Genomic DNA, 15,710 nt, shown 5'->3' with positions numbered 1-15,710 from the left:
CAACCAGGACGGGAATACGAAAGCTCATGCCAAGCGCCCCCGGCGGTCCGCGCCTTCTGCTGCGCCGCCTCCGCGAGATCATGGCGGAGCCTGTCGGTGCGCAGGATCGCCTCGACAAGATCGTCGTCCTGATCGCCGCAAACATGGTGGCCGAGGTCTGTTCGGTCTATGTCATGCGTGGCGACGGCATGCTGGAGCTGTTCGCGACGGAGGGCCTCAACCGCGAGGCCGTTCACCAAACCACCATGCGCTCCGGCGAAGGCCTCGTGGGCCTCATCGCCGCGACGGCGGAGCCGCTGGCCCTCTCCGACGCCCAGACTCACCCGGCCTTCTCCTACAAGCCCGAGACGGGCGAGGAAATTTATCACGCCTTCCTCGGCGTGCCGCTCCTGCGCGCCGGGAATACGCTCGGGGTCCTGGTCGTCCAGAACCGCACGCTCCGGGTCTATGCCGAAGAAGAGATCGAGGCGCTCCAGACCACCGCCATGGTGCTGGCGGAGATGATCGCCGCCGGCGAGCTTCAGGCGCTCGCCCCCGTCGAGACGGGCATCGCCCTGCGCCGCCCGGTCTACCAGAAGGGCATCGCCCTGGCGGACGGGGTCGGCCTCGGATACGTGGTGCCCCATGAACCCCGGGTGGTGGTCAAGAACCTGATCGCCGAGAATGTCGAAGCGGAATTGCTGCGTCTCGAACATGCGATTGCCGAGGTCCGAACCTCCATCGACGAGCTGATCGAGCGCGGGGACGTCGCCCATCATGGCGAACATCGCGAAGTCCTGGAAACCTTCAGGATGTTCGCCCACGATCAGGGTTGGCTGCGGCGCATGCGGGAAGCCGTGACCTCGGGCCTCACGGCCGAAGCGGCGGTGGAGCGCGTCCAGTCCGACAACCGGGCCCGCATGCAGCGTCAGACCGACCCCTATCTCCGCGAGCGGCTGCACGACCTCGACGATCTCGCCAACCGGCTGCTGCACCGCCTCGTCGGCCGCAACCTCGTCGCGGAACGCGGCTCGCTGCCGGAAAACGCCATTATCGTCGCCCGCTCCATGGGTCCCGCGGCCCTCCTGGATTACGACCGTTCGCGTCTGCGCGGTCTCGTGCTCGAGGAGGGGGGACCGACAAGCCATATCGCGATCGTCGCACGGGCGCTCGGCATTCCGGCCGTCGGCGAGGTGGCCAACGCCACGTCCCTGACGGAACAGGGCGACGCGATCATCGTGGACGGCGCTGCCGGTGAGGTGCAGATCCGCCCAAGTTCCGACGTGGAGGCCGCCTACGCGGAAAAGGCCCGCCTGCGCGCTCGGCGCCAGGAGCAGTATCTCAAGCTGCGGGATGTCCCGCCGGTGACCAAGGACGGCGTTCCCATCAGCCTCCAGCTCAATGCCGGCCTTCTCGTCGACCTGCCGCATCTGGCGGAAACCGGCGCGGAGGGGGTCGGCCTGTTCAGGACGGAACTGCAGTTCATGATCGCCGAACGCATGCCGACCGCGACCGAGCAGCAATCCCTCTACAGCGCCGTCGTGGCGGCCGTGGGCGATCTGCCGATCACGTTCCGGACGCTCGATATCGGCGGCGACAAGATCCTTCCCTATATGAACACCATCGAGGAGGAGAACCCGGCTCTCGGCTGGCGCGCCATCCGCATTGGCCTCGACCGGCCGGGCCTGCTGCGGGTGCAGATCCGCGCACTTCTCAAGGCGGCCGGCGGACATGCCCTCAAGATCATGTTCCCGATGGTGGCGACCTGCGACGAGTTCATTCGGGCCAGGGAGATCGTCGAGCGCGAGAAAGCCCATCTGTCACGCCACGGCTACCCCCTGCCGAGCGAGCTCAAGCTCGGCGCGATGCTCGAAGTGCCGTCCTTGCTGTTCCAGCTGAAGGAGATCTGCGCCGTTGCGGACTTCCTGTCCATCGGTTCCAACGACCTGATGCAATTCCTCTTCGCCAGCGACCGCGAGAACCGCCGGGTCGCCGACCGTTTCGATCCGTTGAGCCCTCCCATGCTGCGGGCTCTCAAGATGGTCGTGGACGAGGCCGAGGAGAGCGGCTGTCAGCTCACCGTCTGCGGCGAGATCGGCGGCCGGCCCCTCGAGGCCATGGCCCTGATCGGCCTCGGCTACCGATCCTTCTCCATGTCCCCCTCCTCCATCGGCCCTGTGAAGGCCATGCTCCTGGAACTCGAAGCCGGGCCGGTCGGGACCTTCCTGCGTGACGAACTGGAGCGTGCCGGGGGCGGCGATACGCTGCGCCCGAAGCTCGCCCAATTCGCGGAAACCCATGGTATTCCGATCTGATGTCGATTGCCCCTCCGTCTGACCGTTTGAACGCTATCCTGGCCCGTCATGACATCGTGACGGCGACCCTGAATGCGGCGTCCGATTCCGACACCATCGTGTCGCTGTCCCGCGAGTTGGCGGAACTCGATGACGTCGTGGCGGCCATCAAGGCTTATCGCGCCATGGAGGAGAACCTCGCGGGCCTCCAGGCCATGCTCGATGACGCGGATCCCGAGATGCGCGCCTTGGCGGGCGAAGAGCTGCCGCGGGCACGGGAGGATCTGGAGCACGCGGCCCAGAACCTTCGCCTCATGCTCCTGCCGAAGGACGAGGCGGACGAGAAGAGCGCGATCCTCGAAATCCGGGCCGGCACCGGCGGCGACGAGGCGGCGCTTTTCGCGGGCGATCTTCTCCGCATGTACTCCCGCTATGCCGATCTGAAAGGCTGGAAGGTCGAGATCCTGTCGGAGAGCGAGGGCACGGCGGGCGGCTACAAGGAAGTGGTGGCCGAGGTGAAGGGGCGCGGGGTCTTTGCGCGCCTGAAATTCGAAAGCGGCGTTCACCGGGTCCAACGGGTTCCCGATACGGAAACGCAAGGGCGCATCCATACGTCGGCCGCCACGGTGGCCGTGCTTCCGGAAGCCGAGGACGTGGACATCGCCATCAACGATGCGGATCTGAAGATCGACACGATGCGCGCTCAAGGCGCGGGCGGTCAGCACGTGAACAAGACCGAATCGGCCATCCGCATCACCCATATCCCGACCGGCACGGTGGTGTTCGTCCAGGACGAGCGCTCCCAGCACAAGAACCGCGCCAGGGCGCTGGCCCTGCTCAAGGCCCGCCTCTACGACGCGGAGCGCACCGCAAAGGACGCCGCCCGGGCGGCGGACCGGAAATCCCAGGTCGGCTCGGGCGACCGTTCCGAGCGCATCCGGACCTACAACTTCCCGCAGGGCCGCGTGACCGACCACCGGATCAACCTGACGCTCTACAAGCTGGAAGAAGTGCTGAGCGGCAACGCCCTCGACGAGCTTGTCGATGCCCTGGTGACCGAGCATCAGGCGGCCCAGCTGGCGGCGCAGGACGAGGCGGCGTGATCGAAGGCCTGAGCCACATCACCCTGATCACCCGCGATTTGGCCCGCATGGGCCAGATCATCGAGACGGTTCTGGACGGCCGGGAGGTCTATGCCTCGGGCGAGGAAACCTTCTCGCTGTCGCGGGAGAAATTCTATCTGGCCGGGGGGCTCTGGATTGCCATCATGGAGGGTGAGAGCCTTCCTGGCCGGTCCTACAACCACATCGCCTTCAAGATCCCGGCAGGGGAAATCGATACCTATCGCCGACGAATCGAGACGCTGGGGCTGGAGTTCCGGGAGTCCCGTCCGCGGGTCGAAGGGGAAGGCGCCTCCCTTTATTTCTATGACCACGACAATCACCTGTTCGAGCTCCATACGGGCACGCTCGAAGAGCGCCTCGAGCGCTACCGCCTGGGCAGAAACCGGTGACCCTGCGCAATCCGACCCGGTCGGAGGCCCTGGCTCAGCTTCGTAAAAGCTTGGCAGAAGCCGGGTTCGAGACCCCCGCCCTGGATGCGCGCCTGCTGCTTCTGGCAGCTCTCGACATTCCGGCGACGGAACTGGTGATGCGTCCGGAAAACATTCTCACCTCAGCGGAGACAGAGGCGCTTGCATCCCTTGTGAAGCGTCGCCTCGCCCATGAGCCGGTCGCCCGGATCCTCGGCTACCGGGAATTCTGGGGGCTGCCATTTCGTCTTTCGGCGGAAACGCTGGTGCCGCGGCCGGATACTGAAACCCTGGTCGAAACGGCGCTCCGGCTGCTTCCGGACCATCGATCGTCCCTCCGGATCGTGGATTTCGGGACCGGGACAGGGGCCATCCTGACGGCGCTGCTTCACGAGCTGCCTCAGGCCCTGGGGATCGGAATCGATCTTTCGGAAGGTGCGGCCCGAACGGCGCGGGAGAATGCCTCCCTGAACGGGGTCGGCGACCGGGCTTTTTTTGCCGTTTCAAACTGGGCCGCGGCCCTCAGGGGACCGTTCGATCTGATCGTGTCCAATCCGCCCTATATCGCCTCGCCCATCGTCGATACCCTGGACAGGGAGGTGCGGGAACATGATCCCCGCCTCGCCCTCGACGGCGGCCCGGACGGGCTCGGCCCCTACCGGGTGCTCATCGGCGAGGCGGATCGCCTGTTGACGCCGGGGGGCCTGATGATCCTGGAGATCGGCTACGATCAGGCCGAGCCGGTGAGCCGTTTGGCCGCGGATTACGCCCTTGAAGTCATCTCCCTCGTTCACGATCTATCGAACAACCCCCGCTGCATTGCCCTGAAACGGACATGATCGCATGGAAATTCCACGTTCCCAGGGAAATTCCAAGGGCACCCTCTGAGGGAGGTTTATCGCCTCTCCAGGGGATAAAGGCTGAAATATCGCTTGTTGGACCGAGCGGAACCCGCTAGATTCGGGTTTAGAGATCGTCCTCGGTCGACATAAATCGGTGGAACCCTATACGGGCGAATCCCGGAGACCAAACGATATCAATCGCGCGCAGGCAGGGGCAATTTGAACAGCCGGGCGTGATCATTTGAACCCGACACTGAAGGATGGCCAAGGCTGTGAAAGCTGTGGCTTAACGACAGACGGTTGCCACGCGAACGTTAGGCATGAGAGCCCGTTCGGTGAGACATTGGCTTGCATCGCGTGGGCTCGAAGAACCAGCGAGGGTCGTAGACCAGAATGAGACCAGGACAGAACAGGCGCATGCGCGGTCGTAACCGCAACGGCAACAAGGGGCCCAATCCCCTGACGCGGAGCTACGAATCGAACGGCCCGGATGTAAAGATCCGCGGCACCGCGCAGCATATTGCTGAGAAATACAGCCAGCTCGCCCGCGATGCGACCGCAAGCGGCGATCCGGTGGCGGCTGAAAACTATTTCCAGCACGCAGAGCACTATTTCCGCATCATCGCCGCCGCTCAGGAGCAGCTGCGCGAGCAGTACGGCTACCAGCGCCCCTTCGACGAAGACGGAGAGGACGAGGGCTTCGCGGGCGACCGCCAACCCTATGCCAACGGCGAGGATATGGATCCGGGCTCCCAGCCGCAGCCCTACGAGGCCCGGCAGGACGGCGAACGTGAGCGTCCCTCCCGTTTCGACCGAGGCGATCGTCAGGACCGTGCCGAGCGCCAAGAGCGCGGAGACCGTCAGGAGCGTGGCGAGCGTCAGGATCGCGGGGAACGCCAGGAGCGTGGTGAACGGCGTGAGCGCTTCCAGCGCGATCGTGGACCGCGCCAGGATTTCGCCCGTGACGAGCAGCCCCGTCTCGAGTTCGAACGTCCCGAGCGGAGCGATCGTCCGGAACGTCCGGAGCGCGCCGAGCGAGGTGAACGCCAGGAGCGGAACGGACGGGCTCCTTTCCGTCGCGAACGCCAACGTGAAGAGGCCGAGGCGCAGGACACCGGCAGCTTGCCGGCATTCCTGACGAACCCGGTTCGCGCGCCCATCGTCGAAGAGCCGGAGGCCGTCGCGGCTCCCGTGCCGCAGGAAGCTGCGAACGACGAAGACGCCCGTCCCCGCCGCCGCACCCGGCGCCCCCGCCGTACCGCGGCCGACGAAGCCGGTGCGGAGGCTCCCGCAGGGTTCGAAGGTGTCGAGACACCCGCAGCGGAATAATCTGCTGCCTTGAAGGCATCACCGGAAAGGGAGGGCTCACGCCCTCCCTTTTTCGTGGCCGGCTCCTCCGTCGGTCATTTGATCCCGGCATTCCGTCGTGAAATGCTTCCCGAGGCTGCCTCGGCCACACGGGTTTCCCCATGACGCATGCAAGCGACAATTCCGATCAGGCTCCGACGGAGCCGAGAGCCTTGCTCGAATGCGATGTGGTCATGGCAGGCGGCATCACAAGCGGGATCATCTATCCCGGTGCCATCGCGATGATCGCGCGGCGCTACTCGTTCCACTCCATCGGCGGGACATCGGTCGGAGCCATCGCGGCGGCTGTTACGGCCGCCGCGGAGTATGGCCGCCGTACGGGACGTCACCCCCATGCGTTCCGGCAGCTCGAGGAGTTGCCGGCAACCCTCGGCGAGAAAGCCGATGACGGCTATTCGCGCCTGTTTCATCTGTTTACGCCGGAGCCGCAGACCGCGCCTCTGCTCGCCCTGCTGACACCCCTCCTCGGACGCGGTGGGCATTTGCGGCGGATCTTCCACGTCTTTTCGGTGAGCTTGTCGACTTGGCAAGTCGCCATGCCCCTGGCGCTCGCCGGTGGGACGGGACTTGCGGCATTGATCGTTCTGGCCGCCGACGGCTACCCGTTTCTCTTCCTGGTCGGCCTGATCGCCACAATGGCTTTCATGCTCGTGGTGTGGCTTGCCATGCTGGCCATCATGGCAGCATATCGGTGGTTGCCGGCATGGCGTCGGAACGGCTATGGGATTTGCACCGGCAACTTTGCGCCCCATGACGTTACTGGAGCCGGAAAGCCCCCGTTTCAGGCACTGACGCCATGGTTGAACCATGTGGTGCAGGCCGCTGCCGGTCGCGACGACAATGGCCCGCCGCTCACGTTCGGCGATCTCTGGAATGCCGGACCGGACAGCACCGCCGTCGCGGACGGACCAAGCCCGTCGGAGCCTCGCTCCATCGATCTGGCGATGATTGCGAGCGACATCAGCCGCCACCGGATGGTGCAGCTCCCCTTCATCGAGACCCCTTCGCCGCTGTATGTCGAGATCGAGATGCTGCGGCGGTATTTTCCTCCATCGATCGTGAACGGGATGGTGGAACGGGCCGGAAGCTACGATGAACGGGTGGAGGTTCGGGCGGATGTGATTCGCCTGCCGAGACCGCAGGATCTGCCGGTGGTCTTCGGCGCGCGGCTTTCTTTGAGTTTTCCCGTTCTCCTGTCCGCGGTGCCGCTTCTGACCCCGGACTTCTCGAAAAAGGATGCCGCCGGGCGCATCCCGCTTCGACCTGTCTGGTTCTCGGATGGGGGCCTCACGTCGAACTTTCCCATCCATTTCTTCGACAGTCCGATTCCGTCGCGTCCGACCTTCTGCTTCAATCTCATTCCCTTCGACGCCGAAGCACCCATCGTCGACACCGGCGAAACCGGTGCCGATCAAGAAGGGACCTCGGAATGGGTTCTCCCCGAGACCCGGAAACCGATTGCGCAGCCGAGGGATCCGGCGCGCATGGCCGCCAGCCGCCCGAAGGCGCCGCCGTCCGGCGATCCGCGTCCAGGAGAGGCCGTCTGGGGTTTCGTGTCCATGGCGAAAGGAAACTGGGTTTCCCCCGTCCCCTTCACGGCCTTCGATACGGCGCCGGGGGCCGGAATCCTTCCGTTCTTCCAGACCCTTCTCAACACCGCCCGGTTCTGGAGCGACAATCAAATGCTCATCGCGCCGGGAGTGCGCGACCGGGTCGTCAACATCGCCTTGCGCGATGATGAGGGCGGGCTGAACCTCGATATGAGTTCGGACACCATTGCGGATCTTCACCGCAGGGGACAGGCGGCAGGTCTCCTGATTTCGGCCCGTTTCGATCCGGAAGCGCGACAGGACCCGGAAACCGGGGCCGCCAACGAGGAGATCTTCGCGAACCATCGCTGGGTCCGCTATCGCAATTTCATGGCGGCGTTCGAAGATCTTTCGCGACGGTTTGCGCGAGCGCGGCGCCTGTCGGACAGAGCCGCGGCTCATCGCGGCGAGTCCCTTCTCGACGACATGATCGCGGGCCGCGCGAAAGAGAAGCTCGGTTATCCGGCGCCTCGTAGCGCCCAAGACTTCTATCGCGCGGCGACGGACGATCTCGAGCAGCTGGCCCTCAAGATGGCGGCGGCCACGCAGGCCGATTCCAACGCCACGTTCGACAGACCCCGGGCGTTCGGGACCGACCAGAGACGCAGGCCGCCGGGCGCCGCACCGCGTCCGAAGATGCGGCTAAGGCTACGTCCCCTGGTCAACAACGACCCGCGCGAGGAAACAGCGGATCCGCCCGATCTGCCGGGACAAGCATGACGGATTGCCCCGTCCCGCGCTCACTCCTTGAAGAGCGCATCACGGCAGATCGAGGCCCTTCTTCCGCCTGATGCGCTAGAGGGCCAACTCCGCCTGTTCGGGCATGAGCGCATCGCCTTCCGAAACCGTTCCGTCCGACAGAACCTCGGCATAGATGCCGCAATCGAAGTGGCCGTATCGCCGCATGAGGGTTTTGGGAATTTCGAGGTCCCGAATACCCGTTGCAGGGTCCACGTTTGTCGCCGCGCAACGCTCGATGCGTTTCGTCACCTTGAGCCGGACTCCGGAGCCCGTGGTGAGCACCTGCCCGACGAGGTCGAGCTCAGCCCAGGGCGCAAGGCCTTCCACATGAAGGTTGCCCCGGAAACGGAGAGGATCGATAGGCGCGCCGATGGCCTCTTCGAGAGCCTCGACGCTCGCAAGATTGATCAGCGAGACGAAGCCACGGCGGGAATCGGTGAATCGGAAACCTTCCGGCGCCGTGAGAACCTTCGGCGGCCCGCGTAACTCGGACGGCATGAACCGACGGAAGAAGGCCTCGATTGCAAGCCGACCTTCACGGGTGGAGAGATCGCCCCGAGCCACCTCGCGCCCGTTATCCTCGATGAACAGCGTCGTGATGGTGTCGAGATAGCGTGTCTTCAGCCGCGCCAGGCTCTCGTTGCGCATGAGCATCAGAAACTTGATCTTCGGCTGATGCTGGGGATCGCCGTCATCGAAACCGGAAGGGCCGTTTTCAATGGCGAAAAGCCGATCGCCCGGGAAATAGCCGCCCTTTTTCAGAACAGCGGAACTCAATCGCTCCGGGGACAGGCCTTTGACGGGATAGCGATGAAGAGAGGCGATGCGGATGCTCATTTCTCTTCGATAACGGCGGCCCGGCAATGCGGCAAGGGCCCTGCGTCAGGCCCTTGCCCGCTCCTATCCTAGGCGGCCCGTTGCGCGGGAAGCTTTCCCGCCACATAGCGGTATTCCTGGGTCGTCCCGCCATAGCCGTAGGCGTCCGCAGAGACCTCGTGGACCAGCACATAGCTTTCCTCGTGCAGATCTCCGAGGACGCGTCTCATGAAGCCGAACACCTCCGCCAGATAAGCGGCCTTTTCGTCCTTCGTGTTGGTGCCGTCCACGACTTTGATGTCGAGCCAGAAACTCGCCTTGTGCTGCTCCGCCAATGTCCGGCCGCCGACGATCCAGTCTTCGGGCGACACATAATCGATAGCGACCGCGGTGATGGTCGGGTTCTTGCGCAGGACTCGGGCCGTCAGGTCGACAAGGCCTTCGGCAATGGTTCGCGACAGCTGAGCGGAGCGGGTGGCGGCGACTTTGACATTAAGGATGGGCATGGTTGGATCTCCATTGAGCAAGGACATCATAGGGTCCGTGAAATATTTAGAAAAATTGATTTATCAATATTAATATTTTATATAATCTCAACATATGGTCGCCGAACGTCACCTCGATATCGCCGTGCTCCGGGCTTTTTTGCTGATTGCCGAAGGGCGCAGCTTTACGGAGGCGGCGGATCGGCTGGGGCGCTCCCCTTCGGCGATTAGCCTGCAGATTCAAAAGCTTGAAACCGACCTCGGAACATCGGTGTTCCGCCGCAACAATCGCCAAGTGGTCCTGACCCTGGCCGGTGAGCGGCTGCTCGGCTTTGCCCGGCGCATTCTGCAGGCGAATGACGAGGCCGTATCCGCGTTCTCATCCAAGACCGCGAAGCAGGCACCGCTCCGCTTCGGGACCACGCAGGACATCGCCGAAGCGGTGCTGCCGGATGTCCTCGGCCAGTTCGCTCGGGAACACCCGGATGTGGAGCTCACCTTGCAGGTCGACCGCTCCGCAACCCTGATCGACGCGGTTCAGACGGGCACCATCGATGTGGCCATCGCCCTGCGCCGCGATCATCCTCTCAATCGGGAGCAGCTTGCCGAGGTCCCGATGATCTGGATCGGGCGGGACGACGTCAGCATGGCCGGGAACGCAACCGTCCCGCTGGTCATGTTCGACCCGCCCTGCACTTTCCGCTCGGCGGCGATCGAAAGCCTCGGCGCGGTTGGGCGCGCGCATCGCATCGCGTTCACCAGTCCCAGTCTTTCGGGTCTCCGCCTGGCGATCGAAGTGGGGCTCGGCCTGACGGTGCGGACCCGACATCTTCTGGCGCCGCGCTTGGACGACGTCGCGGCCCGCTTGAGGCTCCCTCCGCTTCCGAACGCCGGCTTCTCTCTTTATGTGAGCGACATGAACGGCGCATGGTCGGCCCGGGACGATCTCGTGAAGCTGTGCCGCCGGGCCTTCCAGGCTTGAAACCCGACCCAAATGAAAGCCCCGCCGTGAGGCGGGGCAATTCAGTCGGAACAGCTCTATATCGTCAGGAAGCATCGCCCGAGCGAGCAACCTTGGACCGTTTCAGCTGAGGGGTGAAGCCTGCTTCACGGCCGCTGCTGCGGTCGAAATCCATCATCGATGGATCCTTGCGCATGCCTTCATGGGAGGTCTGATGCGGCGGAATATGGGTGCCGGTATCGGCCTCCTGCTTCATCCGAAGAGCCTTCTCGGCATTGGCGCGCAATTCCGCACGCGCCTTCTCGGCTCGCCGCTTCTTTGGGCTGAGGCGGGAAAGGGCATCGGTCAGCTTGGATAGGACCATCGTCTACTCCTTGGCGCGCGAAAGCACGTCCTCATCGTTGGTGGTTTGATGTGTATCGGAATCCTCAGGCCAGACCGGCACACGGCCATCCGGCGGAATTGTGCCGGTCCCGGTAGAGTCGCCGTCATCCCTTTCGGGGCCGCCGGCTCCCGTCCCTTCCGGGTCGACGAGCACATTGGCTTTTTGTGTCGTATCGCCGAAGGTTTTCGGGGTCACGGAGGGCTCGCGCTCCAGGGGGCTTTCCGGGACAGCCATCCCGAGCTCGGAATTCCGGGCCAGATCGGCGCGGGCTTTTTCGGCGTCGGAACGCGGATCGCGTGTCATGATCACCTCCATGAATCCTGGAGGATCAATGCAAGGCTCGACAAGCGGTTCCCCCTCTTGTTGTGGCGGATCCGCCACACCACTTTAAGCGCAGCGGATGCTTCGACAGGAAGGTCCGACATCGCAAGAACCTGCCCGGGCCGCTTCGAAGGACGGACAGGTTCCAGGAGGGGTGAAGATGAATTTCGAGAAATACACCGAGCGCGCGCGCGGCTTCGTCCAGGCAGCTCAGAATCTCGCCATGCGGGAAGGCCATCCACAATTGGCTCCCGGCCATGTGCTCAAGGTTCTGCTCGACGATCCGGAAGGCTTGTGCGCCGGTCTTATCGATCGGGCGGGCGGGCGGTCCCGCGAGGCGCATGCGGCGGTCGAGCAATGGCTTGCCAAGCAGCCGAAGGTTTCAGGCGCCGCCTCGCAGCCGCAGGCAACGCGCGAGCTGATGCGCTTTTTCGACAATGCCGAAAAGGCCGCCGAGAAAGCAGGCGATTCCTATGTCACCGTGGAGCGCATGCTGCTGGCGCTCGCGCTCGACAAGGACACGGATGCCGGGCGCATCCTGGCGCAGGCGGGCGTGAACCCCCAATCGCTGAACGCTGCGATCAACGCGCTCCGCAAAGGCCGTACGGCAGACAATGTCACGGCCGAGAACGCCTATGATGCGCTCAAGAAATACGCCCGCGACCTCACCGAAGCTGCCCGCGAGGGCAAGCTCGATCCCGTGATCGGACGTGACGAGGAAATTCGCCGCACGATCCAGGTTCTGTCCCGGCGCACCAAGAACAATCCCGTCCTCATCGGCGAGCCGGGCGTCGGCAAGACCGCCATCGTGGAAGGACTTGCGCTGCGCATCGTCAATGGGGACGTCCCCGAATCCCTGAAGGACAAGCAGTTGCTTGCCCTCGACATGGGGGCATTGATCGCCGGGGCGAAATACCGGGGCGAGTTCGAGGAACGTTTGAAGGCCGTCCTGAGCGAGGTGACGTCGGCGGAAGGCGGCATCATCCTGTTCATCGACGAAATGCATACGCTCGTCGGCGCAGGCAAGGCGGATGGGGCCATGGATGCCTCCAACCTCCTGAAGCCTGCTCTGGCTCGCGGTGAGCTGCACTGTGTCGGCGCCACGACTCTCGATGAGTATCGCAAGCATGTGGAGAAGGATGCGGCGCTTGCCCGCCGGTTCCAGCCCGTTTTCGTGAATGAGCCGACCGTGGAAGACACGGTATCGATTCTGCGCGGCCTGAAAGAAAAATACGAGCAGCACCACGGCGTGCGCATCACCGACTCGGCGCTTGTCGCCGCGGCGACGCTTTCGAACCGCTACATCACCGACCGGTTCCTGCCGGACAAGGCGATCGACCTCGTGGACGAGGCCTCCTCGCGCCTGCGCATGCAGGTGGATTCGAAGCCCGAGGAGCTCGACAACATCGATCGCGAGATCGTGCGCCTGAAGATCGAGCAGGAAGCGCTCAAGAAGGAAACGGACGCGGCCTCCAAGGATCGCCTCCTGCGCCTTGAAAAGGAGCTTGCGGATCTGGAAGAGCAATCGGCGGCGATCACGGCGCGATGGAAGTCCGAAAAGGACAAGCTCGGCCATGCGGCGGAGCTGAAGAAGCGGCTCGACGAAGCGCGCACGCAGCTTGCCAATGCTCAGCGCTCCGGCGACTGGGCGAAGGCGGGCGAACTCTCCTATGGCATCATTCCGGGCCTCGAGAAGGAACTCGCCGACACCGAGGCCAAGGGTGACGGTGCAGGCATGATGGAGGAGGCGGTCACGCCCGATCACGTCGCGCAGGTCGTCTCCCGCTGGACCGGCGTGCCTGTCGATAAAATGCTCGAAGGGGAGCGCGAGAAACTGCTGCAGATGGAGCAGCAGCTGGCAAAGCGAGTCATCGGCCAACGCGAAGCGGTAGAAGCGGTGTCCACGGCGGTCCGCCGTGCCCGCGCGGGCCTGCAGGATCCCAACAGACCCATCGGTTCGTTCATGTTCCTCGGCCCGACAGGCGTGGGCAAGACCGAGCTGACGAAGGCGTTGGCGAGCTTCCTGTTCGATGATGAAACGGCGCTGATCCGCCTCGACATGTCGGAGTATATGGAAAAGCACTCGGTCGCGCGGCTGATTGGAGCGCCTCCGGGCTACGTGGGATACGAGGAAGGCGGTGCGCTCACCGAAGCCGTTCGTCGCCGGCCCTATCAGGTCGTGCTGTTCGACGAGATCGAGAAAGCGCATCCCGACGTCTTCAACGTGCTGCTCCAGGTGCTCGACGACGGACGTCTCACGGACGGGCAAGGACGCACCGTGGACTTCCGCAACACACTGATCATCATGACGTCGAATCTCGGCGCCGAGTATCTGGTGAACCAGCCGGAAGGTCAGGACAGCGACGCTGTGCGCGACGAGGTGATGGGTGTGGTGCGGGCGCATTTCCGGCCGGAATTCCTCAACCGCGTGGACGAGATCATTCTGTTCCATCGGCTGAAGCGGTCGGAAATGGGTGCCATCGTCGACATCCAGATCACACGCCTGCAGAAGCTCCTGGAGGATCGCAAGATCACCCTGACGCTCGACCCGGAAGCGCGCGAGTGGCTCGCCGACAAAGGCTACGACCCGGCCTACGGGGCCCGTCCTCTGAAGCGCGTGATCCAGAAAAACGTGCAGGACCCGCTCGCGGAACAGATCCTCTCCGGCGAGATCCACGATGGCGAGCCCGTGACCGTTCACGCGGGCCCGCTCGGTCTGATCATCGGCGACGTACCGGTCACCAAGGCGCCCGAGAAAGCGCCGGAAGGCGTCCGGCTGAACTGACGGCCTGGCAATAATCCCAAATCCGGCATCAGGAGCCCCGCAGATCATCTGCGGGGCTCTTTTTATGTGCTGACCCGAACGGCTAAAATTCCTGGCGTCTTTTCACATGAAAGTGGCCGATCATCACAAGATCTAAATATGTTATAACATGTAATAAAACTGCGTTTCCAAACACCTTTTTGTCGCTTTGTTCTCATTATCCCGACCCGGAACCGAAAGGAGAAGCTGAAACGATTTCAAAATGAACATTCAAAAAATGGACTTCCAAGGGGCATTGCACATGAACGTCCTCGTTTCCTAGAACCCGCGAGCCGACAGGATCTGCCAGCACAAGGCTGTGTCGAAGCAGAAGCCTTTGTCCACGCTCGTCCGGTCACCACGCTTTTTTGCATGTCCCGATCATTCAAGTCCGCATTGCCGACCGACACGGTTCAGGCGCCGGCTTTCTGCGCACTGAACCATTCCGCTTTCCCATCACCTTTCAGCTTTTACAAAACAGGAATTGATCATGACCTTTCCCACTGCATCGACGACGGGCTTGCCGTCTGGTGTCACGCTGACGCCGTCCGGGGACATCATCGTCACCAAAGCCGGCACGGTTCTCAGCAACCTCAACGTGCGCGGCCAGATCTGGGTCCGGGCCGAGAACGTAACGATCCAGAACTGCAAGATTACGTCGGACAACTATTATGGGGTGCGCATCGATCACGGCCTGAAGGGCGTGACGGTGAAGAACTGCGAGATCGATGGCCAGGGCCAGGTGCTCAACGGCATCGGCGGCGCCGGGACCTTTGTCGGCAACAACATCTACGGCTGCGAGAACGGCATCAACATCGAAGGCAACGTCGCCACCAAAATCGAGGGAAACTACATCCATAACTTCTTGAACAACGAAGGTGGGCACTTCGACGGTATCCAGATCTTCGGCGACAACGCCAATGTCGAGGTCGTGCACAACACCATCATCAACGATGGATCGCCCAACGGCGTCTCGGCGGTTTTCGTCGCGAACACTTTTGGCGCGGTGGATCACGTGTCGATCCACGACAACTACCTCGCCTCTCCGGGCAATTTCCCGATCTACAACATCGGAACCTATACGAACGCGCCCATCACGAACGTGACATGGGCAAACAACTATGTGGTTAAAGGCTATTACGGCTACGAGTATATCCGCGCCGACAGCCAGGGGCATATGCCGACCATGATCAACAACACCATGGTCACCAATGGTGCGTCGCCCGCGCAGGCGCCGGATTCCTATTCTGGCGGCTCACCGACGCCTACTCCTACGCCCACGCCGACGCCTTCGACCGACATCACCGGCACCACCGGCGCCGATACCCTCAAGGGCACCACCGGCGCCGACACCCTCAAGGGCCTGGCCGGCAACGACACCTATGTGGTCAACCACACCGGCGACAAGGTCGTCGAGCTCGCCGGCCAGGGCACCGATACGGTCCAGAGCACGATCACCCACACCCTGGCGGCCAATGTCGAGAACCTGCAGCTCACCGGCGACGGCGCCATCAACGGCACCGGCAACAGCCTGGACAACGTCATCACCGGCTATGGCGGCGCCAACGTCCTCAACGGCGGTGACGGCAACGACA

13 protein-coding genes are annotated in these 15,710 nt (G+C 63.4%); 9 read left to right on the top strand and 4 right to left on the bottom strand.

Annotated features, from left to right (window positions below):
* The first annotated feature begins 26 nt into the window (after positions 1-26).
* The 6 genes from ptsP (at position 27) to LJD17_RS21340 (ending at position 8,323) form a co-directional block, all read left to right on the top strand.
* A complete protein-coding gene (gene ptsP / locus LJD17_RS21365) occupies positions 27-2,294 on the top strand; it encodes a phosphoenolpyruvate--protein phosphotransferase (RefSeq protein ID WP_227386228.1) in 2,268 nt (755 codons plus the stop codon).
* The gene (gene prfA / locus LJD17_RS21360; RefSeq protein ID WP_227386227.1) at positions 2,294-3,376 is read left to right on the top strand and encodes a peptide chain release factor 1; all 1,083 of its coding nucleotides are present in this window, start codon (positions 2,294-2,296) and stop codon (positions 3,374-3,376) included. The genes ptsP and prfA overlap by 1 nt, the downstream gene beginning before the upstream one ends.
* A complete protein-coding gene (gene fosX / locus LJD17_RS21355; protein ID WP_227386226.1) occupies positions 3,373-3,786 on the top strand; it encodes a FosX/FosE/FosI family fosfomycin resistance hydrolase in 414 nt (137 codons plus the stop codon). Before prfA ends, fosX begins: the two co-directional genes overlap by 4 nt.
* A complete protein-coding gene (prmC, locus tag LJD17_RS21350; RefSeq protein WP_227386225.1) occupies positions 3,783-4,643 on the top strand; it encodes a peptide chain release factor N(5)-glutamine methyltransferase in 861 nt (286 codons plus the stop codon). The genes fosX and prmC overlap by 4 nt, the downstream gene beginning before the upstream one ends.
* Positions 4,644-5,063: 420 nt before the next feature.
* Positions 5,064-5,975, top strand: a complete 912-nt coding sequence (locus LJD17_RS21345; RefSeq protein WP_227386224.1) for a DUF4167 domain-containing protein — start codon at positions 5,064-5,066, stop codon at positions 5,973-5,975.
* A 140-nt stretch (positions 5,976-6,115) separates the two neighbouring features.
* The gene (locus LJD17_RS21340) at positions 6,116-8,323 is read left to right on the top strand and encodes a patatin-like phospholipase domain-containing protein (protein ID WP_227386223.1); all 2,208 of its coding nucleotides are present in this window, start codon (positions 6,116-6,118) and stop codon (positions 8,321-8,323) included.
* A 75-nt stretch (positions 8,324-8,398) separates the two neighbouring features.
* Here LJD17_RS21340 and LJD17_RS21335 read toward each other — a convergent pair whose 3' ends face one another.
* Positions 8,399-9,181, bottom strand: a complete 783-nt coding sequence (locus tag LJD17_RS21335) for an MOSC domain-containing protein (protein ID WP_227386222.1) — start codon at positions 9,179-9,181, stop codon at positions 8,399-8,401.
* A gap of 68 nt (positions 9,182-9,249) precedes the next feature.
* Positions 9,250-9,666 (bottom strand): tautomerase family protein, encoded by a 417-nt coding sequence (locus tag LJD17_RS21330; protein ID WP_227386221.1) that lies wholly within the window; start codon positions 9,664-9,666, stop codon positions 9,250-9,252.
* A gap of 94 nt (positions 9,667-9,760) precedes the next feature.
* Here LJD17_RS21330 and LJD17_RS21325 point away from each other — a divergent pair, with 94 nt between their 5' ends.
* Entirely contained in the window at positions 9,761-10,627 is an 867-nt protein-coding gene (locus LJD17_RS21325) for a LysR substrate-binding domain-containing protein (protein WP_227386220.1), read from the top strand.
* 64 nt (positions 10,628-10,691) lie between these two features.
* On the opposite strand, the gene LJD17_RS21320 is transcribed toward LJD17_RS21325, so the two are convergent.
* Complete coding sequence (locus tag LJD17_RS21320; protein ID WP_227386219.1) at positions 10,692-10,970, bottom strand: hypothetical protein; 279 nt, start codon at positions 10,968-10,970, stop codon at positions 10,692-10,694.
* 3 nt (positions 10,971-10,973) lie between these two features.
* Complete coding sequence (locus tag LJD17_RS21315; RefSeq protein ID WP_227386218.1) at positions 10,974-11,294, bottom strand: hypothetical protein; 321 nt, start codon at positions 11,292-11,294, stop codon at positions 10,974-10,976.
* 178 nt (positions 11,295-11,472) lie between these two features.
* Between LJD17_RS21315 and clpB the strand changes: the two genes are divergently transcribed.
* Both clpB and LJD17_RS21305 read left to right on the top strand, forming a co-directional pair.
* The gene (clpB, locus tag LJD17_RS21310) at positions 11,473-14,097 is read left to right on the top strand and encodes an ATP-dependent chaperone ClpB (RefSeq protein ID WP_227386217.1); all 2,625 of its coding nucleotides are present in this window, start codon (positions 11,473-11,475) and stop codon (positions 14,095-14,097) included.
* 508 nt (positions 14,098-14,605) lie between these two features.
* Positions 14,606-15,710: right-handed parallel beta-helix repeat-containing protein (locus LJD17_RS21305; RefSeq protein WP_227386216.1), on the top strand; the 1,105-nt coding region annotated here is incomplete at its 3' end.

Source organism: Microvirga rosea (assembly GCF_020595095.1).
GTDB classification, from domain to species: Bacteria; Pseudomonadota; Alphaproteobacteria; order Rhizobiales; family Beijerinckiaceae; genus Microvirga; species Microvirga rosea.
This window is presented reverse-complemented; position numbering and strand designations above follow the sequence as displayed.